General features: G+C 65.1%; 24 protein-coding genes. 12 read left to right on the forward strand and 12 right to left on the reverse strand.

From position 1 onward, the window contains the following. The first annotated feature begins 16 nt into the window (after positions 1–16). From CO669_RS31665 to CO669_RS31680, 4 genes are all read left to right on the forward strand, one after another. Positions 17–2,251, forward strand: coding sequence for a DUF5682 family protein (locus tag CO669_RS31665; RefSeq protein ID WP_097666035.1), 2,235 nt, complete (start codon positions 17–19; stop codon positions 2,249–2,251). Further along, on the forward strand, positions 2,248–3,429 hold the full coding sequence (locus CO669_RS31670) for a VWA domain-containing protein (RefSeq protein WP_097666037.1): 1,182 nt from the start codon (positions 2,248–2,250) through the stop codon (positions 3,427–3,429). The genes CO669_RS31665 and CO669_RS31670 overlap by 4 nt, the downstream gene beginning before the upstream one ends. Before the next feature lie 58 nt (positions 3,430–3,487). After that, positions 3,488–4,360 (forward strand): bifunctional helix-turn-helix transcriptional regulator/GNAT family N-acetyltransferase, encoded by an 873-nt coding sequence (locus CO669_RS31675; RefSeq protein WP_097666039.1) that lies wholly within the window; start codon positions 3,488–3,490, stop codon positions 4,358–4,360. 65 nt (positions 4,361–4,425) lie between these two features. After that, complete coding sequence (locus tag CO669_RS31680; RefSeq protein ID WP_097666079.1) at positions 4,426–4,812, forward strand: ester cyclase; 387 nt, start codon at positions 4,426–4,428, stop codon at positions 4,810–4,812. A 21-nt stretch (positions 4,813–4,833) separates the two neighbouring features. Here CO669_RS31680 and CO669_RS31685 read toward each other — a convergent pair whose 3' ends face one another. Continuing rightward, entirely contained in the window at positions 4,834–6,054 is a 1,221-nt protein-coding gene (locus tag CO669_RS31685; protein ID WP_097666041.1) for an MFS transporter, read from the reverse strand. Positions 6,055–6,334: 280 nt separating this feature from the next. Here CO669_RS31685 and CO669_RS31690 point away from each other — a divergent pair, with 280 nt between their 5' ends. Then, on the forward strand, positions 6,335–6,835 hold the full coding sequence (locus CO669_RS31690) for a peptide deformylase (protein WP_097666043.1): 501 nt from the start codon (positions 6,335–6,337) through the stop codon (positions 6,833–6,835). Positions 6,836–6,882: 47 nt separating this feature from the next. Here CO669_RS31690 and CO669_RS31695 read toward each other — a convergent pair whose 3' ends face one another. From CO669_RS31695 to CO669_RS31705, 3 genes are read right to left on the reverse strand one after another with little or no spacing between them, the layout of a single operon-like run. Next, complete coding sequence (locus CO669_RS31695; RefSeq protein ID WP_097666045.1) at positions 6,883–7,245, reverse strand: ArsR/SmtB family transcription factor; 363 nt, start codon at positions 7,243–7,245, stop codon at positions 6,883–6,885. Next, positions 7,245–7,907, reverse strand: a complete 663-nt coding sequence (locus CO669_RS31700; protein ID WP_097666081.1) for an SRPBCC family protein — start codon at positions 7,905–7,907, stop codon at positions 7,245–7,247. Before CO669_RS31700 ends, CO669_RS31695 begins: the two co-directional genes overlap by 1 nt. Positions 7,908–7,959: 52 nt before the next feature. Further along, a complete protein-coding gene (locus tag CO669_RS31705) occupies positions 7,960–8,835 on the reverse strand; it encodes an AraC family transcriptional regulator (protein WP_097666047.1) in 876 nt (291 codons plus the stop codon). A gap of 118 nt (positions 8,836–8,953) precedes the next feature. Between CO669_RS31705 and CO669_RS31710 the strand changes: the two genes are divergently transcribed. Further along, positions 8,954–10,510, forward strand: a complete 1,557-nt coding sequence (locus CO669_RS31710) for a carboxylesterase/lipase family protein (RefSeq protein ID WP_097666049.1) — start codon at positions 8,954–8,956, stop codon at positions 10,508–10,510. Here CO669_RS31710 and CO669_RS31715 read toward each other — a convergent pair. The 3 genes from CO669_RS31715 to CO669_RS31725 all read right to left on the reverse strand — a co-directional run bounded on the left by CO669_RS31715 (position 10,507) and on the right by CO669_RS31725 (position 12,636). Next, positions 10,507–11,763: a serine hydrolase domain-containing protein gene (locus CO669_RS31715; protein ID WP_097666051.1), complete on the reverse strand. Its 1,257-nt coding sequence runs from the start codon at positions 11,761–11,763 to the stop codon at positions 10,507–10,509. The genes CO669_RS31710 and CO669_RS31715 overlap by 4 nt on opposite strands. A 133-nt stretch (positions 11,764–11,896) precedes the next feature. Beyond that, positions 11,897–12,334, reverse strand: coding sequence for a PIN domain-containing protein (locus tag CO669_RS31720; protein ID WP_097666053.1), 438 nt, complete (start codon positions 12,332–12,334; stop codon positions 11,897–11,899). Further along, positions 12,331–12,636 (reverse strand): hypothetical protein, encoded by a 306-nt coding sequence (locus CO669_RS31725; protein WP_097666055.1) that lies wholly within the window; start codon positions 12,634–12,636, stop codon positions 12,331–12,333. The genes CO669_RS31720 and CO669_RS31725 overlap by 4 nt, the downstream gene beginning before the upstream one ends. Before the next feature lie 176 nt (positions 12,637–12,812). Between CO669_RS31725 and CO669_RS31730 the strand changes: the two genes are divergently transcribed. Continuing rightward, a complete protein-coding gene (locus tag CO669_RS31730; protein WP_143278774.1) occupies positions 12,813–14,717 on the forward strand; it encodes a hypothetical protein in 1,905 nt (634 codons plus the stop codon). A 41-nt stretch (positions 14,718–14,758) separates the two neighbouring features. Here CO669_RS31730 and guaA read toward each other — a convergent pair whose 3' ends face one another. Beyond that, positions 14,759–16,357, reverse strand: coding sequence for a glutamine-hydrolyzing GMP synthase (gene guaA / locus CO669_RS31735; RefSeq protein WP_097666059.1), 1,599 nt, complete (start codon positions 16,355–16,357; stop codon positions 14,759–14,761). 148 nt (positions 16,358–16,505) lie between these two features. On the opposite strand from guaA, the gene CO669_RS31740 reads away from it, so the two are divergent. The 3 genes from CO669_RS31740 to CO669_RS31750 all read left to right on the forward strand — a co-directional run bounded on the left by CO669_RS31740 (position 16,506) and on the right by CO669_RS31750 (position 18,033). After that, positions 16,506–16,877 carry a nuclear transport factor 2 family protein gene (locus CO669_RS31740; RefSeq protein WP_097666061.1) on the forward strand — a complete coding sequence of 124 codons (372 nt, stop codon included), beginning with the start codon at positions 16,506–16,508 and terminating at the stop codon, positions 16,875–16,877. A gap of 348 nt (positions 16,878–17,225) precedes the next feature. Continuing rightward, entirely contained in the window at positions 17,226–17,558 is a 333-nt protein-coding gene (locus CO669_RS31745; RefSeq protein WP_097666063.1) for a DHCW motif cupin fold protein, read from the forward strand. 265 nt (positions 17,559–17,823) lie between these two features. Continuing rightward, a complete protein-coding gene (locus tag CO669_RS31750) occupies positions 17,824–18,033 on the forward strand; it encodes a cold-shock protein (protein WP_008141931.1) in 210 nt (69 codons plus the stop codon). A gap of 206 nt (positions 18,034–18,239) precedes the next feature. Here CO669_RS31750 and CO669_RS31755 read toward each other — a convergent pair whose 3' ends face one another. Next, the gene (locus CO669_RS31755; protein ID WP_097666065.1) at positions 18,240–19,541 is read right to left on the reverse strand and encodes an RsmB/NOP family class I SAM-dependent RNA methyltransferase; all 1,302 of its coding nucleotides are present in this window, start codon (positions 19,539–19,541) and stop codon (positions 18,240–18,242) included. A 34-nt stretch (positions 19,542–19,575) separates the two neighbouring features. Beyond that, positions 19,576–19,998, reverse strand: coding sequence for an MAPEG family protein (locus tag CO669_RS31760; RefSeq protein ID WP_198964364.1), 423 nt, complete (start codon positions 19,996–19,998; stop codon positions 19,576–19,578). 154 nt (positions 19,999–20,152) lie between these two features. Between CO669_RS31760 and CO669_RS36245 the strand changes: the two genes are divergently transcribed. Next, complete coding sequence (locus tag CO669_RS36245) at positions 20,153–20,779, forward strand: acriflavin resistance protein (protein ID WP_198964365.1); 627 nt, start codon at positions 20,153–20,155, stop codon at positions 20,777–20,779. Positions 20,780–20,848: 69 nt separating this feature from the next. Beyond that, positions 20,849–21,691, forward strand: coding sequence for a metallophosphoesterase family protein (locus CO669_RS31770; protein WP_097666069.1), 843 nt, complete (start codon positions 20,849–20,851; stop codon positions 21,689–21,691). 14 nt (positions 21,692–21,705) lie between these two features. Here CO669_RS31770 and CO669_RS31775 read toward each other — a convergent pair whose 3' ends face one another. Next, complete coding sequence (locus tag CO669_RS31775; protein ID WP_097666071.1) at positions 21,706–22,005, reverse strand: hypothetical protein; 300 nt, start codon at positions 22,003–22,005, stop codon at positions 21,706–21,708. A 170-nt stretch (positions 22,006–22,175) separates the two neighbouring features. Further along, positions 22,176–23,198 carry an NADPH-dependent curcumin/dihydrocurcumin reductase gene (gene curA, locus CO669_RS31780; RefSeq protein WP_198964366.1) on the reverse strand — a complete coding sequence of 341 codons (1,023 nt, stop codon included), beginning with the start codon at positions 23,196–23,198 and terminating at the stop codon, positions 22,176–22,178. Positions 23,199–23,354 lie beyond the last annotated feature (156 nt).

Below are 23,354 nucleotides of genomic sequence, written 5' to 3' on the forward strand. Positions count from 1 at the left end.
CAGCGCGGCACGAGCAATGGCAGCCCAGGTCTCTCTCTTCGGCATCCGGCATCACGGCCCCGGATCTGCACGGCGGCTGGTGGAAGCGCTCGACGCGCTCAAACCGGCGGCGGTGCTGATCGAGGGGCCGGCGGACGCCTCCGAGCTCCTGCCGATGCTCGCCGACCCCGACATGGTCACGCCGGTTGCCCTGCTGACCTATGCCGAAGACAATCCCGCAAACGCCAGCTTCTTTCCCTTTGCCGATTATTCGCCGGAATATCAGGCCGCATGTTGGGCCGTGCGTCACGGCGCGGTCCTGCGGTTCATCGACCTGCCGGCGTCGGACCGGCTGGGTGCGACCGCGGGGGATGTCGCGGAGGAAATCGCAGCAGGGGCCGCCGCGACCGATCCCGTCAGCCACGATCCGATCGGCGCGCTCGCGGCGGCCGCCGGATATGACGACGGCGAGTCCTGGTGGTCCGACGTCATCGAGGAAAATCCCGCAACGGGGCCGATCTTCACGGCGGTCGCCGATGCGATGACGGCGCTGCGCGCGGACGAAAAGTCGCCGTCGGCCCGCGAGGCCGCGCGCGAAGCGCATATGCGGATCGAGATCGCGAAGGTCGCCAAGGAGTGCGACGGCGCTATAGCTGTCGTCTGCGGCGCCTGGCACGTGCCGGCGCTCACCGAGCGCCGCAGCCTTGCTGCGGACCGCGAGTTGCTCAAAGGCCGGCCGAAGACCAAGGTCAAGGCGACCTGGGCGCCATGGACGGCGCCACGCCTGGCGCGCGCCAGCGGCTATGGCGCCGGGGTGGTTGCGCCGGGATGGTGCGCGCATGTCTGGGAGACCCGAGACCGGGATCGCGCCGCGGAATGGCTCGCCAAGGTGACCCGCGTGCTGCGCCACCGCGGCCACTTCGTATCAACCGCCTCGGTCATCGAGGCGCAGCGTCTGGGCACGGCTCTCGCCGCGCTGCGCGGCCGCCCAGCTCCGGGTTTCGCGGAACTGCGCGAGGCGGCGATCGCCTGCCTCTGCAATGGCGAGCGCGCCATCTGGGACGACATTTCGTCCGAGCTGCTGATCGGTGCAGGCGTCGGCGCGATCCCCGCGGCGACCCCGCTCTCCCCCTTGCTTGAGGATCTCCAGCGGCAACAGAAAGCGACGCGGCTCAAGCCGGAAGCGCTGGACCGGCAGTTGACGCTCGACCTGCGCAGCGAAAGCGGCCTGATGCGATCCACGCTGCTGCACCGGCTCGACGCACTCGACGTGCCCTGGGGACGGCTGACGGATGCGGGCCGCAGCCGCGGGACGTTTCGCGAGAACTGGCAATTGCGCTGGGAGCCAGAATTCGCAGTGAGGCTCGTGGAAAACCTCCTCTACGGTTCGACGATCGCTGAGGCCGCCAGCGGACGTCTGATCGAAGCGATGGGGAAGGAAGCCGAGCTCGGACCGCTGGCGACGCTCGTGCGCAACGCAATGATCGCCGACCTGTCCCGCGCCACCGAGTTCGGCATCGCGGCATTGGAGACCAAGGCAGCGTTGACGAGCGACGGCCAATCCCTCCTTGCCGCGCTGCCTCCGATGGCGGACATCCTGCGCTATGGCGAGGCGCGCGCCGGCACGGCCGCGCATCTGGCGGCTTTGATGCCGCGCATCGTGGTGCAGGCCGCGCTCGCACTGCCCTATGCCGCGCGTAATCTGGACGGTCCCGCAGCGGCCAAGCTGCGCGGCGCGCTGCTCGCGGCCGACGCTGCCATCCAGCTCGCCCAGATCGAGATCGAGATCGAGATCGTGGCCAGTTGGCGCGATGCGCTGCGCGCGCTCGTGAACGACGATCGGGCGACACGGCTGATCGCCGGTACCGCGGCGCGGCTGCTCTACGAGGCCGAACTCCTGACCGCCGATCAAGCGGCGGACCTGCTGACGCGCATGCTCTCGCCCGGCACGCCGGTCGCGGAAGCAGCCGGCTTCTTCGAAGGCTTTTTCGAGGGCGCCGGCCAGCGGCTGATCCACGATGCGACGCTCCGCGGCGCGGTCGATGCCTGGCTGATGACGCTGGACGGCGAGGCCTTCACAGCCAGCCTGCCGCTATTCCGCCGCGTGTTCTCGGCGCTGGACCGGACCGAGCGCAGGCGCTTGATGGACGCGCTGTTCACGCGGAGCATCGGTGCCGCCAGGGGATATCGGCTGCTCGCTGGCACAACCGATATCTGGCCCGCGCATCAGGCCCGCGTGCTCGAACTTCTCAGATCGGGAGCTGCGCGATGAGCGAGGCCGATGAACGCAGCCGCCGTTGGACGCTCGCCCTCGGCGTCGATGACGAAGGAAACGAGAACGGCCCTTCCCTGTCCGCCAGCGACCGCCGCTTGTCCGAGGCGCTGACGGCGCTCTATGGCGATGGCGGCGACGCGCCGAAGAAGGGCCGTGGCGGGCTCGGCGGCTCGGCGCCACGGGTCGCGAAATGGCTCGGCGACATCAGAGAGTTCTTCCCTGCACCGGTGGTGCAGGTGATCCAGAAGGACGCCTTCGAGCGCAAGGGCCTGCGCCAGATGCTGCTCGAGCCGGAATTTCTCGCGACCGTCGAGGCGGATGTGAGCCTGATCGCCGATCTGGTCGCGCTCCGCGGCGTGATGCCGGAGAAGACCAAGGACACGGCTCGCATCGTGATCGCCAAGGTGGTGGCGGAGCTGATGGAGCGGCTCGAGCGGCGCACGGCGGATGCGATCCGCGGTGCCCTCAACCGCTCCCTGCGCACCAATCGCCCGCGTTTTGCAGACATCGACTGGCCGCGCACCATCAAGGTCAATTTGCGCCATTACCAGCCGGAGCACCGCACGGTGGTGCCCGAACGGCTGATCGGCTTCCAGCGCCAGCAGCGGCGCATCGTCGATCTGGACGAGGTCATTCTGTGCGTCGACCAGTCGGGCTCGATGGCGACTTCGGTCGTCTATGCCTCGATCTTCGCGGCCGTGATGGCTTCGCTTCCGGTGGTCGCGACCAGGCTCGTCTGTTTCGACACCGCGATTGTCGACCTGACCGAAGAACTCGCCGATCCCGTCGAGGTGCTGTTCGGCGTCCAGCTCGGCGGCGGCACCGACATCAACCGCGCCGTTGCCTATTGCGAAGAGCGCATCGAACGGCCGGCGAAAGCGCATCTGATCCTGATCACCGACCTCTATGAGGGCGGCAATGCAAACGAGCTCGTCGACCGGCTGACGCGGCTCGCAACGCGCGGAATCAATGTGATCGTGCTGCTGGCGCTGACCGACACCGGGCATCCCTCCCACGATCCCGTGCTCTCGGCGAAGGTCGCTAGTCTCGGCATTCCCGTCTTCGCTTGCACGCCGGACCTGTTTCCGGATCTCATGGCGACAGCGCTGAAGCGCGAGGACGTAGCTGCTTGGGCCGCCGACAGGGATATCAAGCTGATCCGGCGGGAAGCCTAGGCGACCCGACCGTCTACCGCAGTTGACAGCTCACGATACCTGACTAAAGTCAGGCATCATGCTGGATCCGGTCTCCCGCGTTCGCCGCTTCAACCGCGCCGTCACCTCCGCCGTCGGCGCGCTCGACACCTCCTTCCTGGGGCGCGGCCGCCCGCTCGGCGCTGCGCGCGTGCTCAATGCGATCGGGCATGGACGTTCCGACGTCGCGGAGATCCGCGACTATCTCGGCCTCGATTCCGGATTGATGAGCCGCCTCCTGCGCAGCCTCGAGGACGAAGGGCTGGTCGAGACCGAAGCGCATCAGGACGATGGCCGCCGGCGCGTCGCGACGTTGACGCGGACCGGCCGGCGCGAGTTCGCGGCCTATGAGGCGCTATCGAACGCCCAGGCCGAGGGCTTTCTGGCGCAACATTCGCAAGCCGAAGCGCTGCTGGCGGCGATGGACCTGATCGCCTCCACCCTGACGCGCCAGCGGATTGCGCTCGTGGAGATGGAGCCGCGCAGCAACGAAGCGCGCTACTGCCTCGGCGAGTACTATGCCGAGCTCGGCCGCCGCTTCAAACAGGGCTTCGACGTTTCGCTTTCGAGAGATCCGGATGCCAAGGACATGCGCCGCCCGCGCGGCAGCTTCATCGTCGCGATGTCGGACACGCTGCCGATCGGCTGCGTCGGCTTGAAGGGAACGGATCACGGCTATGCCGAGATCAAGCGTCTGTGGGTCGCCCCCGCCGCGCGCGGATTGCGGCTCGGCCGGCGCCTAATGGACGCAGCCGAGGACGCCGCACGCAAGCTCGGCATTGCGCTATTGCGGCTCGACACCAACAGCGCGCTGGCCGAGGCCGGGCAGCTCTACCGCTCGACGGGCTGGCACGAGATTCCGCGCTTCAACGACGATCCCTATCCGGACCTGTTCTTCGAAAAGCGCCTCTAGGCGGGACCGCTTCGCGAGCCTCGCGCGTTAGGGTCGAAGCCCAGGGGACTTCCATGAGCTTCGACATGACAAGAGACGACCTCGCCGATCACTACCGCGCCTACATCGCCTGCCTGAACCGGCAGGATTGGCCCTCGCTCGACCGTTTCGTGCATCACGATGTCGTCCACAACGGCCGGCCGCTCGGCCTGCCCGGCTATCGCGCGATGCTGGAACGGGATTTTCGCGACATCCCGGATCTGCGGTTCGACATCGCGCTGCTGATCGCAGATCCGCCCCGCATCGCGGCGCGGCTGCAATTCGATTGCTCGCCGGCCGGGACATTCCTCGGCCTCGCCGTCGATGGCAGGCGCGTGTCGTTCAGCGAGAACGTGTTCTACGAACTCGGCGGCGGCCGGATCCGGCAGGTCTGGTCGGTGATCGACAAGGCCGCGATCGAGGCGCAGCTCTGACGCCGCGCCTCGATCCGAAGCTCAGGCTGCCGCCGGAGCCACCTGCCCTTGCGGCTTTGGGAAGGGCTTGAACGCCATCGCCATCAGGAAGGCGCCGAGACCCATCGCCCATGCGGCGATGTAGAGCCCGGCATAGCTGGAGAACGCGTCGTAGATCAGGCCGCCCGCGAGCGGGCCGGTGGCCATGCCGAGGCTGCCTGCCATGGCCGTGCCGCCGATCACCGTGCCCATCATGCGCAGTGGAAAATTCTCGCGGATGATCACGGCGTAGAGCGGCATGGTGCCGGCATAGATGAAGCCGAAGACGGCGCCGACCGCGTAAAAGGTCGTCAGCTGATGCGCGAAGACGTACGCCAGCGCGCCGAACGCCTGCAGCAGCAAGCCCGACACCAGCACGCGCTTGGCGCCGAACCGGTCACCCATCAGGCCGAAGGCGATGCGGCCGCCCATGCCGGCAAATCCTTCGATGCTGTAGATCGTCACCGCCGCGATCAACGGGATGCCGCAGCTCACGGCATAGCTGACCGTGTGGATGATCGGGCCGGAATGGGTGGCGCAGCAGAAGAAATTGGTCGCGAGCAGGATGAGGAATTGCGGCGAGCGCAGCGCCTCGCGCATCGACATCTCGGGCACCGCGCCGCTCGCGCCCGAGGGCGCGTCGGGGCCTTGCGCGAGCGCCGGCGGACGACGAACTAGGAACGAGATCGGAATCATGATGGCGCCCACGACCAGCGCGACGATCTGCATGGAAGTGCGCCAGTCATGGCTGGAGACGAGCCAGGCCGCGAGCGGCGACATCGTCATCGGCGCCATGCCCATGCCGGCCGAGACCAGCGACACGGCAAGGCTGCGATGGGTTTCGAACCAGCCGGTGACGGTCGCCATCATCGGCGCGAAGATCGCCGCGCATGAGGCGCCGACCAGAAGGCCGAACACGACCTGAAACACGAGCAGCGAGGTCGCATGGCTCGCGCCGAACAGGCTGAGCGCCAGCACCGTCGATCCCGTCAGCACCACCGGCCGCGGCCCGAACCTGTCCGTCAGCGTGCCCCAGGCCATGCTGGTAAAGGCCATCGCCAGAAAGCCGATCGTCATCGCGCTGGAGATGCCGGTCACCGACCAGCCTGTGTCCTTGGTGATCGGCTGCAGGAACACCGGCAGCGAGAACATGCCGCCGATGGCGACGCAGCCGAGCAACCCGCCGGCGGCGACGATCACCCAGCGATAAGGGGATTGGGTCATTCTTGTCTCCCGGGATATCTTGTCCGACTTGAAGACGAATGGGAACCGCACCGGCCGACAGGACCATGCAAGTTTTTGAAGGGCTGCCACCACAAAATGCGAAAACAACCCCATGCACAGTAGCCGGCCTCCGCGGGATCAAGGGCTTAACGGATGCGTGAGATGAGCCGCCGCCCGGCCCCGCGATGGCGAGGTGCGATTTGACTCGTCGGGCAAAACACCGGCATCGTGGCGTCATCCCGCCAGTCTCGCACATCTCATTTCCTGCCACGCGCCGCCTATGACCGTTCGCCCGCTTCTCCGCTACCCCGACCGCCGGCTCGCGATGCCGGCACGCCCCGTCACCGCGTTCGACGACGGCTTGCGCACGCTCGCAACTGACCTGCTGGAGACCATGCGCGCGGCGCCCGGCATCGGTATCACCGCGCCGCATATCGGCGTGCCGTTGCGGCTCGTGGTGCTGGAGCTCGACGCTAAGGATGGTCCCCTCACCTACGTCAATCCGGTCATCGAATGGGCCTCGCCCGAGCTGATCATGCACCGCGAAGGCAGCGTCTCGATGCCGGGGGTCAACGACGAGGTGCAGCGCCATGGCCGGGTGCGGATCAGCTACCACGATCTCGACGGCAACACGCAAGCCGAGGAGTCGGAGGGCCTCCGCGCCGTGTGCCATCAGCACGAGATCGACCAGCTCGACGGCCTATTCTGGATCCAGCGGCTGTCGCGGCTGAAACGCGAGCGGCTGGTGAAGAAGTTCGAGAAGATGGCGCGGAATTCGTAGGGTGGATTGGCGAAGCGTCGTTCACCTGTCGGAGCACCCGTAGCCTGTCACGCCCTCTTCCCGTCCCGCCTGGTGATCGGCGCATTGCGGCGCTCGCGCTTGCCGCGCGCGATCTCGGTTGCCAGCGCGTCGAGCTTCGGCTCCCAGAAATTGCGGAACTGACCGACCCACGCATCCACCGCACGCAGCCCGGCGACATCCACCGAATAGAGGCGCCTTTGCGCCTCCGCGCGCACGTTGGCAAAGCCGCTCTCGCGCAGCACCTTGAGATGCTGCGAGACCGCGGCCTGGGTGATCCCGAACTCGGCGCCGATCTTGTCGACGACCTCGCCCGACGCCATCTCGCCGCGCGCCAGCAGCTCGAGGATGCGGCGGCGAACGGGATCGGCGAGGACCTCGAATATTTGCATCAGCTGCCTGTGCCGGGATGGGCGATGTCGGGCGACATCTCGCCGCGATAGAACGCGATGGTGCGGTCCGAGCGCGCTTTCGCCGCCTCCGGATCGACGCCGCTTGCGACGTGCGCCACGCGCCAATATTCCCCGCTGGTCGTCATGAACTCCTTGCCTTCCGGCGAGCGCATCCAGGCTTCCGCCGTCTCGTGGTCGACCGACGCGCCGGTCGCAACATATCGCTCGAGCCCCGCAAGGGCGAGGTCCCAGCCGATCCCCACCGCACCCGGGCCGAACTGATTCCAATGATCCTCGATGATCGCGGTGTGCTCAAGCGTCAAACGCGCCTGCTGTCGTTCGGCCGCCAGCGTGACGTCGATCCAGCTGGTCGCGCCTGCGAATTCCCACGTCGCCGCGAAATGGGTCGGCGGCGCGCACACCGTGATGGTGCCGCCCGCATTGCCCTTGACCTGGTAGCGGCCGCCGAGCCGGAGGTCGCCTTCGATTGCCGCAAACCAGCGCGGAATACGCTCCTTGCTGGTTACGGCGTCCCAGAGATCGTCGACGCTCGTGTCGTAAAGCCGCGTCAGCGTCACCGTGCTGGCGGGCTTTCCGTCCTTCTCGCCATTCGTCACCGAACGCGTGACAAGCCCCAAAACCCTGGCGACGTCGATTTGCATGTTGATCCTCCGCATTGTTGCGAGGATCAATATCAGCGCAAACTAATATAAGTCAATTCTTATATTTAGAGCTGCGCTGCCGTGACGGCCTCGTGTTCCGAGCCGACCGCGGGCGAACCGGATCGGGACTGCCTGCCCCGGGATCCTCCAGCACATGCGCGAGATATCTCGCCGGCGGCTTGCCGAGCGCCTTCTTGAACATGGTGATGAAGGCCGCGACGGAGTCATAGCCGAGATCAACCGAGACCTGCTGCACGCTGGCGCCCGAGGTGAGCTCCCGCAGGGCGACGATCAGGTGCAGTTGCTGGCGCCAGCGTCCGAAGCTGAGGCCGGTCTCCCTGACGACGAGGCGTGCGAGGCTGCTTTCGCTGAGCGCGACGCGGCGGGCCCATTCGGCGAGTGTGCTGCGGTCGGACGGATCCTTCGCCAGGGCCGCCGCGATCCGCTTCAAGCGCGGCTCGGACGACAGCGGCAGATGCAGCTCTTGAACCGGCATGCGCGGAAGCTCGCGCAACAGCAGTTTCGCCAGCAGCTTCCCCCTCGTCTCGTCGTGCGCGGCCCCGGCCGACAATTCGACGATCAGCTCGCGCAGCAGCGGCGAGATCGACAGCGTGCAGCAACGGTCCGGAAGATCGACGATGTCAGGCTCGATATAGACGAAGAACAGCCTGGCATTTGCCGTGGCGCGGTTGCTGTGCTGCATGCCGCCGGGAATCCACACCGCGCAATGCGGCGGCACCATCCACAGGCCCGTGGGCACGCGGCATGTGACGCCGCCGGCCAAAGCGAAGACCAGTTGTCCCTTGCGATGGCTGTGATCGGGCACCTCCTCTTTCGTCCCGCCGACGTCGACGCGCACGGCGATGACGGGCGCGGAGCGATCGTCGACGTCAAGGTCCGACCAGGGAAAGCGAAGCGGCTGACGCATGTCTGACTGTTTTTGGTAATTGATTGGCCAAGTATCTAAATTCAGCAGAGCACGAAGTCCATAGATTGCAGGCCCTGAACTCGCCCGCCTCGCGGTTGGACATTCACGGAGAGAGGCCATGCATGGCGTGATGATTTCGAAAGCCGCACTTGGACGCGAGGTCCAGACGCAAGCCGGTCGCGTGCGCGGCAGCTCGCGGGACCAAAGCGGCGTGATGGCCTTCAAAGGCATTCCCTACGCCGCCCCGCCGCTCGGGGCGCTGCGCTGGCGCCCGCCGCAGGCACCGGCGCATTGGGCCGGCGTACGCGATGCGCTCGTCTTCGGCGCGGGCTGCCTGTCCGCGCTCGAGAACGACCATCGGCCCGGGCCGCGCGATGAGGATTGCCTCTACCTCAATGTCTGGACCGCGGCGCGCCACGCGGACGAGAAGCGCCCCGTGATGGTGTGGATCCACGGCGGCGGCTTTCAGTTCGGCTCCTCCGCCAACCCCGCGACCGACGGCGGCGCGCTCGCCGCCAGGGGTGTCGTCGTCGTCAGCTTCAACTACCGCCTCGGCGTTTTCGGCTTTCTGGCGCATCCCGATCTCGATGCGGAGGCGCCCTCAGGCAATTACGGCCTGCAGGATCAGCTCGCGGCGCTGCGCTGGGTAAAGGCCAACATCGCCGGCTTCGGCGGCGATCCCGACAATGTCACCCTGTTCGGCGAATCCGCCGGCGCCATGGCGGTCGGCCTGCTGATGGCCTCGCCGCTCGCGCACGGGCTGTTTCACAAGGCCATCGGCCAGAGCGGTGCATTCTGGGACGGCCGGCACGGGCCGCTGCAGGGTTTTGACGAGGCCCGCGCGCGTGGCGTCGCTTTTGCCCGGCGACTGGGCGATGCGTCGATCGCGGCGCTCCGCGACATGCCGGCCGCCCGTTTGAATGCAGCCGCGCCGTGGAGCTTCAAGACCAGCCCCGTCGTCGGCGCGTTCTCACCGAGCATCGATCGTCACGTGGTGCCGGACGTGCCCGCGCGGCGCTTCCTGCGCGGCGAGCAGATGCAGATCCCGCTGCTGGCGGGCTGGACTGCCGCCGAGGAATTCCCGTTCATGGCGCAGGCGCTGCCCCATCCATCGGCGCACGCCTTTCTCGCCGCAGCCGAGGCGATGTTCGGCCGGGATCACATGGCCGATTTCCGCGAGCTCTATCCCGCCGCGACCGACGCCGAGGCGAAGCTCTCCGCGGCCGCGCTCACCGGCGACATGGTGATCGGCGAGCAGTGCTGGCAGTGGCTGCGGCTGCATCGGCGAACGCAGGCCGCTTCGGTCTACGGCTATCGCTTCAGCTACACCTCGCCCTACACGCCGATCGCCTCGCACGTCACCGACATCCCCTTCGTGTTCGGCACGCTTACGCCGCAACAGGTGATCGGCAGCACGACGCCGCCGGCGGACGAGGACCGCGCGCTGTCGCGAACCATGATGGATTATTGGGTGAACTTTGCCGCGCGCGGCAATCCGAACGGACCGGGCCTGCCGCCCTGGCCCGCCTACGGTGAGAGCGACGTCTTGCAGATCATCGGCACGACGATCGAAGCCCGCCCCAACCCGCAAGGCGAGCGCTTCCGCTTCCTCGACGGCTTCAGGCAGGACGGCGTGCTGCCGATGCGATGGCGGGAGGCCGCGTCAACACCCTAGCCGCCCGCCATCAGCGCCTTCGCCAGCGCCATGTAGGCCGGCAGCGTCACGGGATCGTTGGCGGCATTCCCCGCCATCGGGTGCGAGGCGTAGCGCGCGATCACCATCTCGGCCTTTGGATCGACATAGATGCCCTGGCCGTAGACGCCGCGCGCCATGTAGGCGCCGTGCGCGTTGTGCGTGACCCACCATTGATTGCGGTAGGATGCGCCGGGCAGCGTGGTGTAGCCGGCCGGCTTGAATTTCTCGGGATCGCCGCCGCGCGCGATGTCCTCGACCACCTGCGACGGCACGATCTGCCGGCCATTGAAGCGGCCGTGATTGCGCATGGTCTCGCCGAAGCGCGCGAGATCGCGCAAAGTCGTGGAGAGCCCGCCGCCGCCGCTCTCGGTGCCGATGCGGTCGACGTGGTAATGCGCGTCCTCTTCCGCCCCCATCGGCTGCCAGATCCGCTCGGACAGCAGCTCCGCCAGCGTCAGGCCGCTGACGCGCCGGCAGATCCACGCGAGCACATCGGTGTTGACGGTCTTGTAGGCAAAGGCCTTGCCGTGCTCGCCCTGCTTCTGCTGCGCGATCAGGAAATCGAAGATGTTGGTCGGGCCGTCGTAATCCGGCGGGATCGGCGCCATGCCGTTGGCGCGCCGAAGGCCCCACACATCCGAATTCTTGTCGGTGTAGACCTCGGTGTAGGCAAGCCCCGTGGTCATATCCATGACCTCGTGCACGCGCGCATCGCCGAACCCGCTCGCCTTCAGCTCCGGCACATAGTCGGTGACCGGCGCCTGCGGATCGATCTTGCCCTCGTTGACGAGAATACCGGCGAGCACGCCGGTGAACGACTTCGTCACGGACATCCCGATATGCGGCTTGTGCGGTTTCAACGCGCCGAAATAACGCTCATAGATCAGCCTGCCCCGATGCAGCACCGCGACGCCGTCGGCGTAGGTCTCCTCCAGCATCTTGGCGAACGTCATGGGCCGCCCGTCCATCGTGGTCGAGGCGACCGCGCCGATGTCCTGCTCCGCACGCGGCAGCGGCGACGCCGGCCCCGCCCCGCGCCAGACGTTCACCGTCGGCACCAGCTGGCGGATGTTGCTCCAGGCCCAACGCAGTTCGGGGAAGTTGCGGAACGAGCCGTTCTGGAAGGTGATGAGGCGGTCGGCGGATGGCGGGAAGCCGCGCATCCAGCCGAGGGTTTCGGGGTCGGTGGCGGTGGCGGTTGCGGGTTGATTGGGGGCGGTCGCGACGGACATGAACACTGGCTCCGGAGAAGACGATCCGGAGGTCGTATCATGGCGAGGCACGGCGGACATCCAGCGTTTGTGCCGGGACATTACGCGACAATCGGGACGTTGGCCGGACTTTCGTCCGCGCAGCTCCGCACTGCTATGCGCCGACCTCGGCAAGCCCTCGCATGAAGTTCGGCGTCGACCAGGTCGCAACGCCAGTTCCCGCGAAGTCGCGGTCCGTCGTCCAAATATCGGCCTCGACACTCCGGGCAAGCGCCAGCACATGCGCATCGCGCACCGAGCCGTTGCGGCTCGGCACCGCATCGCGAAGCGCCTCCTCGCATTGGGCAAGACCAGGCTCCAGCGCGGCGACAGGAACGATCGTCAGCACCTGCGCGAGATCGTCGAGGACGCCGAGCAGCTCCGGCCGCTTCAATCCAAGTTCGATGCGACGCCGCGCCTCCTCCACCACGCGATCGGTCGTGACCAGGATCGCACGCGCGGCGGCCTGCAGCATCGCGCCTGAGCTTCGACCTCGCACCGCGGCGACCAGAATGGCCGCGTCGACGACGATCGTCGTCGACGGCGGTCTCATGGCTTCGACCTGCGGGACTTGGAAGTCTTGCCCGTCAGGGCGTTCACGGCCGCGACCGACCAATCGACCGGATCGACATCACTGAATCCGGCCAACGCCGCGTCGTCCGCGCGCGCATCCCGGCCCTTCGCCAGCGCTTCCGCCCGCTTCAACACGGCAGCCAAGCGATCCGGATCAGCCGACTTGAGCGGAATAAGCAGCCCCACCGTCCGCTCGCCCGACTTCACAGCCGTCGGCCCCGGCAGCGCGCCGATGGCCTCGCCGGAAATCTTCTGGAGATCGCGGATGCTGATGTGGGTCATAGGGTTACATACAGATATATGTAACAAATTTCAAGGTTCACTGCTGCGAGGTGGCAAGTGGGTTGAGTGCACTGTCACGGTGACATGAGATGAGTAGCGAAACTTGAGACGAGTAGCGAAACTTCCGATAACGACTATCTCTTTAGCTACATCAGCAAGCAACCAGGAAAGCCGGCATGCGCCGCAGCAGAGGCGTCTTCAACACCGATCAGGTCAATCGAGATCGAATGATTTGCCCGGCTGGCGAATTAATGCGGGCCGAAGAGAGGCACCAAAGAGCCTGTCTAGGGCGCGGTACAGGACCCGGTATGCCCTCGAACATCCAGCACGACATGCACCGGCTCTTCGGATGGACATGTCCGCTAGGAATGTACCTAGATGGAAGTATGGTCAGGGTGCTTGGCGCAATCGATGAGCCAGACTCTGAAGCGGAAAAGGACGATCTCAGGTCACGCGGACAGGACTATTGGGATGCATTTCATGACGAGCACACCGAACCGGTCCGGGAGGACCTAAGAAAACGTCTTGGAGCGGTGGACCTCTCCCAGGCGCGGTTCATTCGATTGGAGGCGGCTGCCGCCCACCGTCTCGGCCTAGCTGCTGAACTATACCCGGAACTGTTTACGCCATCTCGTAATCACGTCGACAAAGATGGGCTAGTAGATTATCGCGAACTATCAAAGCGGATGAAGCAAATTCAACCCGGGGTGTTTCACGATTCCACGCGCAATTTACTTTTGTTTGCCCATCGCTTTTTTCGCCGCAGTCTCTCGCATCGCAATTCCTTGAATACTCATTTTCTCCGCGCCTTTGATTCAGTCGCCCTAGACGGCAAAGAGCTTCAAGTTAGGCTAAAGCTGGATCCGGACCTTGTAGGGTATCCAGAGAGCGCCAAGCATATCATCGAGCTCGAGCACTGGAGGGGACCTTTATTCAACGACGACATTTCTTCGATTCCCAGCGGGGTAGCTGAGCACAAAGCGAATGAACGGACCCGTTTTTATGAAGGGGTCGACCGAACGCAGGTTTGGTGGAAGTCCCCTGAGGTTAGACAACTTGAGGACGATTCGATCGCGACCTACCGGACCTTCGAAGTTGAAGAGCTGATCGAAAATCCGTCAGGAGGATTATCAGAACATCAGTTTGGCTGCCGCTACGCTCACGCCGAGTACTCGAAGGAAAAAGAGGCCGTCACCCATTTTGACGGGGCAATCCGAAGCTACCTTGGGGATGTTTACCTTGATCGCATTGAAGCTTCTATTGATCGTGCTGGCAAGCACGCGGAATACACGAAACTATTTCGCTTCGACGGAGAGCTAATGATCCGCGCTTGGAAGCGCCTACTCGGCGACTTCTTCCGCGGTAACCCGCTCATCCCAGAGTATCTCGGAGCTCTTCCATCCACGAACGAAATGTTAGAGGCTCCACTTGAAGCTGAAGCACCGCACATAGAACTAGCTGCCCTGATCAGCCTCACCCAAGGTTCAATCGCTGGCCCCGTAAACCTTGCGGTCGATCACTATCAACAAATCGGCGACCAAGTCCTACCGTATCTAGAGATTGGTAGAGGCGACGTCGCACAGTATCTCCGGAGCCGATTTGATCCTAAAGGAATAATACTGGCCAGCTTCGGTGACAAAGTTTTAAATGTACCCAGGATTGTTTTTGCCGAGACTGACTCACTAAGAACCAGTTTTGAGTCGGAGATTGCCGCTCTAGGGGGCGCTTTGTCGCGGGACATTGCAGACGATCATTTTGAGCAACTATCAATCTCATTTGCTTGGGAGAACGATGGGATCGTTACGGCCCTTTCGATAGCAGGAGAGGCCAAGAACGTCGTTCGTTTGCTCAATCAGCTCGGTCAAACGATTGACCCGACGCGCCCTCCCTCAGAATGGATCGAAGCTCTATCAGCACGTATCAAAGATATTTCATGTCCCAGCTCCACGGGCGTGTCTTGGAGCGGCGTGGACCAAGGCCTTCTCTTGATCATGCGGGACGAATGGGTCCGGGTCGAGATGGACATACCAACAACACTTGGAGACACGCTTGGACTAACGTCTGAGCCAGGCGAAACTTGAACGCCGCGCCGCAACTGCTCGGAGCGCCGCTACCTCGGCCCCTACTCCCACTCAATCGTCCCAGGCGGCTTGCTCGTCACGTCATAAACCACCCTATTCACGCCCTTCACCTCGTTGATGATGCGCGTCGCCGTCTCGCCCAGAAACTTCATATCGAACTGGTAGAAGTCTGCGGTCATGCCGTCGGTCGATGTCACGGCGCGGAGGCCGACGACGTAATCATACGTGCGGCCGTCGCCCATGACGCCCACGGTCTTCACCGGGAGCAGCACCGCGAACGCCTGCCAGATCTCGTCGTAGAGGCCGTGCTTTCTGATCTGGTCGATGTAGACAGCGTCCGCCTTGCGCAGGATGTCGAGTTTTTCGCGCGTGATCTCGCCGGGGCAGCGGATGGCAAGGCCCGGGCCCGGGAACGGGTGGCGGCCGACGAAGATCTCGGGCAGGCCGAGCTCGTAGCCGAGCTTGCGCACCTCGTCCTTGAACAGCTCGCGCAGGGGCTCGACGAGCTTCATGTTCATGCGCTCAGGCAGGCCGCCGACATTATGGTGCGACTTGATCGTGACCGAAGGGCCGCCGGTGAAGGAGACGCTCTCGATCACGTCGGGATAGAGCGTGCCCTGCGCCAGGAAGTCGGCGCCGCCGATCTTCTTGGCCTCGGCCTCGAACACCTCGATGAAGAGACGGCCGATGGTCTTGCGCTTCACTTCGGGGTCGGTGACGCCTTCGAGCTCGCCGAGGAATTGCTTGGAGGCATCCACGTGCACGAGCGGAATGTTGTAGTGGTGGCGGAACAGGTCGACCACCGTCTTGGCCTCATCCAGGCGCAGCATGCCGTGATCGACGAACACGCAGGTGAGCTGATCGCCGATGGCCTCGTGGATCAGCACCGCCGCGACCGCGGAATCGACACCGCCGGAGAGGCCGCACAGCACCTTGCCCTTGCCGACCTGGGCGCGGATCTTGGCGATCTCCTCCTCGCGGAAGGCACGCATGGTCCAGTCGCCGGAAAGGCCGGCGATCTTGCGGACGAAGTTGCGGATCAGTTTGGCGCCGTCGGGCGTGTGCACCACTTCGGGGTGGAACATCAGGCCGTAATATTTGCGCTTCTCGTCCTGGATGATCGCGAACGGCGCGTTCGGCGAGGTGCCGGCGACCGAGAAGCCAGGCGGCATCTTGGTGATGCGGTCGCCATGGCTCATCCAGACCTGGTTCCGGCTGCCTGACGACCAGACGTCCGCGAACAGCTGGCTCTGCGCTTTCACCTCGACATCGGCGCGGCCGAACTCGCGGTGATGGCCGCCCTCGACCTCGCCCCCTAACTGGGCGGCCATGGTCATCTGGCCGTAGCAGATGCCCATCACGGGCACGCCGGAATCGAAGATCAATTGCGGGGCGCGGGGCGAGCCGGCTTCGTGCACCGACTCCGGCCCGCCGGAGAGGATCACCGCTTTCGGCTTCATCTCCTTGAAGGCCTCTTCGGCCTTGTTGAACGGGACGATCTCGCAATAGACGCCGTCCTCGCGCACGCGGCGCGCGATCAGCTGCGTCACCTGGCTGCCGAAGTCGACGATGAGAATCTTGTCGTGCGCCGAGGCCACCGAGGGCGTCGACGCGGAGCGGTCGTTCTGTGCTGCTGTCATGGCCAGCAAATACGCTGGCAGCGCTCGCGCCGCAACCGCGCTCGCCGCGCGCCCACATGCTTCTTTGGGCATGGACAAATCCATATAGGTCAGTAATATTGACCTATTATGCCCCACCCTCAACCGGGGGCCGATCAGGGAGAACGCCATGCCACAGCATCATCAGCCATCCACGCTGGCCGCGCTCGGCCGGACCTGGGTCGAGGCCTGGAACGCGCGCGACCTCGCGCGCGTGCTCGCGCTCTACGACGAGGCCGTCGTGATGACCTCGGACCGCATCCCCGCGCTGGGCTTCGACGCCAGCGGCACGGTGCGCGGCAAGGACGCCCTGCGGGCCTATTGGGGCAAGGCGCTTGGGCTGCTGCCGGAGCTGCATTTCACGCTGATCGATCTGTTCGTCAGCCCCGACAGCGTCGTGGTGTTCTACGCCAACGAGCGAGGCAAGAAGATCTGCGAATATCTGCGGGTGAACGCATCAGGGCTGATCGTGCAGGGTTCGGCGAACCATTTGGTGCAGTGAATGGTGCCCCTCACCCACCGCTGTCATTCCCCGCGAAGGCGGGGAATCCAGTACGCCGCGGCTTCTCGGTTCAACCATTACGGCCTCTGGAATACTGGATCGCCCGCCTGCGCGGGCGATGACACTGCGTGTGGGGCGCGAGCATGCCCCACGTCGTCATTGCGGGGAGCTCAGCGACAAAATTGCGTAGCAATTTTGCGCAGATGCGACGAAGCAATCCAGTAGCTCTGCGCGGATACATTCCCGGATTGCTTCGCTGCGCTCGCAATGACGGAGTATGCTGCCTATGGGTACGCAGCGCAGCACCGCGCCGAAGCCGCAGCACTGACTGAGTCCAAGGATCTCCCCATGAAGCTCCCCACCTCCCCGTTTACCGTCACCGACTGGAGCAAGGTCGAGCCGACCACGCATGCCGGCGAGACCGGCCAGGCCACATGGCGCACGCTCAATATCGGCGAGCTCAGGGTTCGGATGGTGGAATATTCGCCGGGCTATTTGGCCGATCATTGGTGCGACCGCGGCCACGTGCTCTACGTGCTGAAGGGCGAGCTCGACAGCGAGCTGCGTGACGGGCGCACCTTCAAGCTGACGGCGGGGATGAGCTACCAGGTCTCGGATTTCGGCGACGCCGCGCACCGGTCCTCGACGGCGACAGGGGCGACCCTCTTCATCGTCGACTGAGGTGTGCCCGACGGTTAATTTGCACCGCAAAATAGCAAAGTTGCGCGACGTTTCGGGCCACGGGTGGTGCCTTGAAGTGGCCCCAAATTCTCGCTATATTGTGATCATCGATACTTGGCCGAACGACTGGGCCGCTTCGCTTCGTTGCTGACGGGCGCGCACGCTTCAGATGAATTCTCCAAACATCGACTCATCAGGATCACGGGCGCAGGGATGCGTCATGGTCCACGTGCGTACTCTCTCTAACTAACTAAAGGAAATTCCCATGGCTATGGGCACCGTGAAGTGGTTCAACACCCAAAAGGGTTATGGTTTCATCCAGCCGGATGACGGCCAGAAGGACGTGTTCGTTCACATCAGCGCCGTCGAGCGCGCTGGCCTCTCCTCCCTCAACGAGGGTCAGAAGGTCTCGTTCGACATCGTCGCCGACCGCCGCAGCGGCAAGTCGTCGGCTGACAATCTCCGCGTCGGCTAAGGCCAACGCACCGTTCTGACCACGGACGTACCGGCAGAACGTCAAGTTCTAAAACCCCGCGACCGGGATCCGGTCTGCGGGGTTTTTGTTTGCCCCGGTCATTCCGGGGCGCCCGCAGGGCGAGCCCGGAATCCATCAGGCCACGCAGACTGTTGCCCGATGGATTCCGGGTTCTCGCTTCGCGAGCCCCGGAATGACGGCGTTGATCAGGCCGTCTTCCTCAACACCGAGACGAAGAAGCCATCCGTCCCGGTCCGGCGCGGCGTCATCAGCCAGCCCTCCGCGGACTGCAGCGCGGCCTCGCCAAAGGCCTCCGCCTTGTCCCAGAGCACGCTCGCGGTCTGCTCGGGCGGGACGACCGCGAATTCGGGATGACGGCTAACGAACGCCCCGACCTGCTCGCCGTTCTCTTCCGCGAGCACCGAGCAGGTGATGTAGGCGATGCGGCCACCCGCCTTCACCAGCGGCACCGCGCGCTCCAGCACCTCGGCCTGGTCGCGCAGGCGGATCTCCAGCGCGCCGGGGCGCATGCGCCATTTGGCGTCGGGGTTGCGGCGCCAGGTTCCGGTTCCCGTGCAGGGCGCGTCGATCACGACGAGATCGGCGCTGCCGCGGATATCGGCGAGCGGATCGGCCTCGCCCTTGGGCGTGCGGACATCCGCGTTGTGGACACCGGCGCGCGACAGGCGTTCATGAATGGGAGCAAGTTGCCGCTTGTCGCGGTCGGTCGCGATCAGCCGACCCTTGCCCTGCATCAGGGCGGCCAGCGCCAACGTCTTGCCGCCGGCACCGGCGCAGAGATCGATCACCTGCTCGCCGGGTTTTGCCGCGGTGAACTGGGCCGCCAGTTGCGATCCCTCGTCCTGCACTTCAACGGCGCCCTTGATGAAATCCTCCTCGGCCTGGATGCCGGGGTTGCGCGCGTCGGCCGAAAGCGCGATGCGCAAGCCGGTTGCGGACCACGGCGTCGGTGTCGCATGAAGATGAGCAAGCGACTGCATGAGCTTGTCGCGATTGGATTTTAGCGTGTTGACGCGCAGGTCGAGCGGGGCCCGGCTCGCCATCGCGGCGGCCTCCGCCGCGCGGTCCTCGCCGAACACCTTGGCCAGATGCGGATCCAGCCATTCGGGATAGTCACCGGCGATCGCGGCCGGCGCATCCGTGAGCGACCGCGAGGCGAGCGCGCTCTGCTCGGCCTCCGTCAGCGGTGCCGGCGCGAAGCGGCTGCCGTCGAACAGGGCTCCCATCGTCGCCTCGTCCATGTCGCGCTCGAGCCTGAGCATGCCGATCAGCCGGGCGCGCGCGGTATCGGCGTCCATCAACCAGGCGCTCGAGGCGTAGCGGCGCAGCACGTCCCAGACCAGGCCGGCGATGGCAGCGCGGTCGCCGGAGCCGGCGAAGCGGTGTGCGGTGCCCCATTCCTTCAGCGCTTTCGCCGCGGGCACGCGGTCCTTCTCGATGGTGTCGATCAGTTCGATGGCTGCGGACAGCCGGGCAGCGGGGGTCATTTGAATCTTTCAGGTCAGAAATTGCGCGCAAGCGTCAGATCAGCAACAGCATCTTCAGCGCGAAGTAGATCCACATCGCCAGCAGCACGAGGCAGCCGGCGAGCCAGACCGAGGAGCGGCGGCCGAGATCGTTCGAGGAGACGAACACGCCGGCATGGGCGAACCGCGTCACCACGAACACCCAGGACATCAGCACGATGAAGAGATCGGCATGGCGGAGCGGGAGCGCCAGCGCGATCAGGACGTAGAACAGCACCGGCAACTCGAACTGGTTGCGGTAGCAATTGGCGATTTGCGTGGCGCCCTTGGGCCAGTTCGGCTCGCCCAGCGCGATGTCGCGAATCTTGGTCTCGCCCGCAACCAGCGTGCGGCGGCGCGCCAGCACCATGCCGATTAGCAGCGCGAAGGTGAGTCCCACCTGCACGAACACCGGCAGCAGAACCATCTGGATAGACATCGGAACTTTCCCGTCAGGCGGCACGCCGCGGACCGTCATTAGCCGCGTCTGCTGGTCCTGACAATCAACGAGTTGAACCGGCGTTCCCGCTTCCGCGACCAACTGCCGATAGTTAAAGCGATTTTGCCCTCTCGGGCCGCACGGCGAGCCAGCCATGACCACCCTGTCCAGCCTTTTGACCGAATCTGCCGATGGCCAGATCGGTATCCTGATGTCGGCGCTGTCGGGTATCGCGATGGCGCTCGCGGTCGCGCTGGCGATGACGGTCTCCTTCCGCCTGTCCTACCGGACGAATTATTTTCCCTGGCGCGACGTGGTCAGGCATGGCCTCGCCACCCTCGCCGCGCTCGTCCTGTTCGCCTTCGCCGCCTACGACATGCGCCATGCTGCGGCGGCCTATCTCGGCCTCAACCCGTCCAAGCCGGCGGTCGAATTCGAGATCCGCATGCCCCGGGAAACCCTCACGGCGGTGTCCGACACCCAGATCGAGTTGCACACCGACCGCAACCAGACCCTGGCGCTCGTCGGCGGCGTGCAGGAACTCGGCGACGGACGCTCGGTCCTGCGTGGCGCGGTGGCGCTGAGCCAGCGCACCGCCGACCGCGTGCTGGTCGTGAACCTCCCCGGCAAGGGCACGTTCGAATTCCGCCTGCGCCTGCCGGCCGAGCCGCATCGCTCCGAGCAGTTCGGCCCCTGGCATCTCGCCGACCGCATCGCCTCGCCGATGACGGGTGCGGTCGCGCCGCAGGACGGCTACACGATCCGCTATCGCGTGCTTTAAACTTTGTTCGCTGCGATCCGTGCCCGGGCCGTCATCGTATCGACGCGCGAGCGCGGCTAAGCTGATCGCATGTCCGAATTTCGCCTGACGCAGATTTCCGACACCCATCTCGGCCGTCGCTTCCCCGGCCTGATCGCCAACTTCCAGGCGGTCAGCGAGCACATCGACGCTGGGCGGCCTGATCTCGTCGTCAACAGCGGCGACGTCGCCTTCGACGGGCCGACCGGCCGCGACGATGTCGTGTTCGCAAAGGGCCTGCACGACGCCCTGCCCGTCGCGTGCCGCTACATCCCCGGCAATCACGACATCGGCGATAATCCAACCGCGATCGGGCCGGCCCCAAAGCCGCCCGTCAGCGAGGCGCATCGCCGGCAATTCCGCGACATCATCGGCGAGGACCATTGGGCCTTCGAGGCCGCGGGCTGGCGCTTCATCGGGCTCAACTCGCTGGTGATGAATTCAGGGCTCGCCTTCGAGGCCGAGCAGTTCGACTGGCTGGCTTCCGAGATCGCGCATACGAATGGCAGGCCGGTCGCGCTGTTCCTGCACAAGCCGCTGTTCCTCAATTTGCCGGACGATGCCGAGACACCGGAGACCTCGATCCGCTACGTGCCGCAGCCGGCGCGGACGCGGCTGATCGAGATGTTTGGGACGATCGATCTGCGCCTCGTCGCAAGCGGCCACGTGCACCAGCGGCGCGACTTCACCTGGCGCCACACACGCCACGTCTGGGCGCCGTCGGCTGGCTTCATCATCAACGATCAGCGCCAGGACCGCATCGCGATCAAGGAGGTCGGGCTGGTCGAATATCGCTTCCGCCCCGACAGTTTCGAAGTTCGCCACGTCAGGGCCGCGGGTCAGGTCGATGTCGACATCGACGAGCTGCTCGCCCAGATGGACGGCGCGCATTGACGCGCTTAGCCCGCTCAGGCGACGCTCTTGAGGTCCTGCTGGATTGCGGCGAGCAAAGATTTCAGCGCCTCGCTGTTCACCGGCTTAGCCGCGGGATCATTGGTGGCCGGCTGCCTGACAGGCAGCCCAGCCTTGACCGGGCGCTTCGGGAATGGCGGCGGCGGTGTCGGCATCGAGGGGCGGGTCAGACCGCCCTCCTCGTCGATATGAACGAACTTGCCATGGATGACGTCGTCGCGACGCCCCATGATGAACATGGCCGTCCAATAGCCGGCGGCCAGAAGGATTACGCAGAAAACACCAATCTCTAACATCGCAGCACCTAAAATATGTGCGATGATTCAATGCCTTCGCGGGCCCGTCAATGAACGGCCGGTCACACCTGCGGTTTTTGCGGGCAGGTGTGACCATTTGGTGACTCTTTCTTAACTATCCCTGTCGGCCGTGTGGCTCTTGAGCCACGGGAGTCCCACTCCCTGTCGCGCTAGGCCTTGTCCGGCCCGACCCGGACCAGCTGCTTGCCGAAATTGGCGCCCTTTAACAGGCCCATGAAGGCACCGGGCGCGCTTTCGAGGCCCTCGGTGACGAACTCCTTGTACTTGACCTTGCCGTCCTGAACCCAGCCGGACATGTCGCGCAGGAAGTCGCCGTGGCGGGAGGCGAAGTCGGAGACGATGAAGCCGCGGAATGTCAGCCGCTTGGTCAACGTCGCGCGCATCATGCTGGCAGCCCATTTCGGCGGCTTGGCCTCGGTGTCGTTGTAATGCGCGATCAGGCCGCAGACCGGCACGCGCGCGAACGGGTTGAGCAGCGGAAACACCGCCTCGAACACGGCGCCGCCGACATTCTCGAAATAGACGTCGATGCCTTTCGGGCAGGCGTCCTTAAGCTTGGCGGCGAGATCGGGATCGCGGTGGTCGATGCAGGCATCGAAGCCGAGCTCCTTCACGACGTAATCGCACTTGTCCTTGCCGCCGGCGATGCCGACCGCGCGTGCGCCCTTGATCTTCGCGATCTGCCCCACCGCCGAGCCGACCGCACCGGAGGCGCCGGCGACGACGACGGTCTCGCCGGCTTGCGGCTTGCCGATGTCGAGCAGGCCCGTATAGGCGGTCATGCCGGGCATGCCGAGCACGCCGATGGAGGTCGAGATCGGACCGAGCTTGGGATCGACCTTGATCAGGCCCTTGCCGTTCGAGATCGCATTGGTCTGCCAGCCGGTCCGTGCGCGGACGATGTCGCCTACAGCAAAGTCAGGATTGTTGGAGGCGACGACTTCGCTCACCGCCTCGCCTTCCATCACGCCGCCAACCGGCACCGGTGCGGCGTAGGACGGACCATCGCTCATGCGCCCGCGCATATAGGGATCGAGCGACAGCCAGATCGTGCGCAGCAGGACTTCGCCCGCGCCGGGCGTCGGCACCGCGAATTCCTCCAGACGAAAATCGGACGGCTTGGGCTCGCCGACGGGACGTGCGGCGAGAACGATGCGCTTGGCTTGGGACATGGGGGCTTCCTCCGGAATGCTTGTTGCAGTCATTTAGGAGGTAGCTGGGAATGAAGCAAATACCACACTCGCTGTCATCGCCCGCGCAGTGTTTAGCCCGGACAGATCACTGACGGGTGTTCGGAGACATAGCTGACACGTCAACAATGGCTGGAT

This window comes from Bradyrhizobium sp. Y36, from assembly GCF_002531575.1.
Taxonomy (GTDB): Bacteria; Pseudomonadota; Alphaproteobacteria; order Rhizobiales; family Xanthobacteraceae; genus Bradyrhizobium.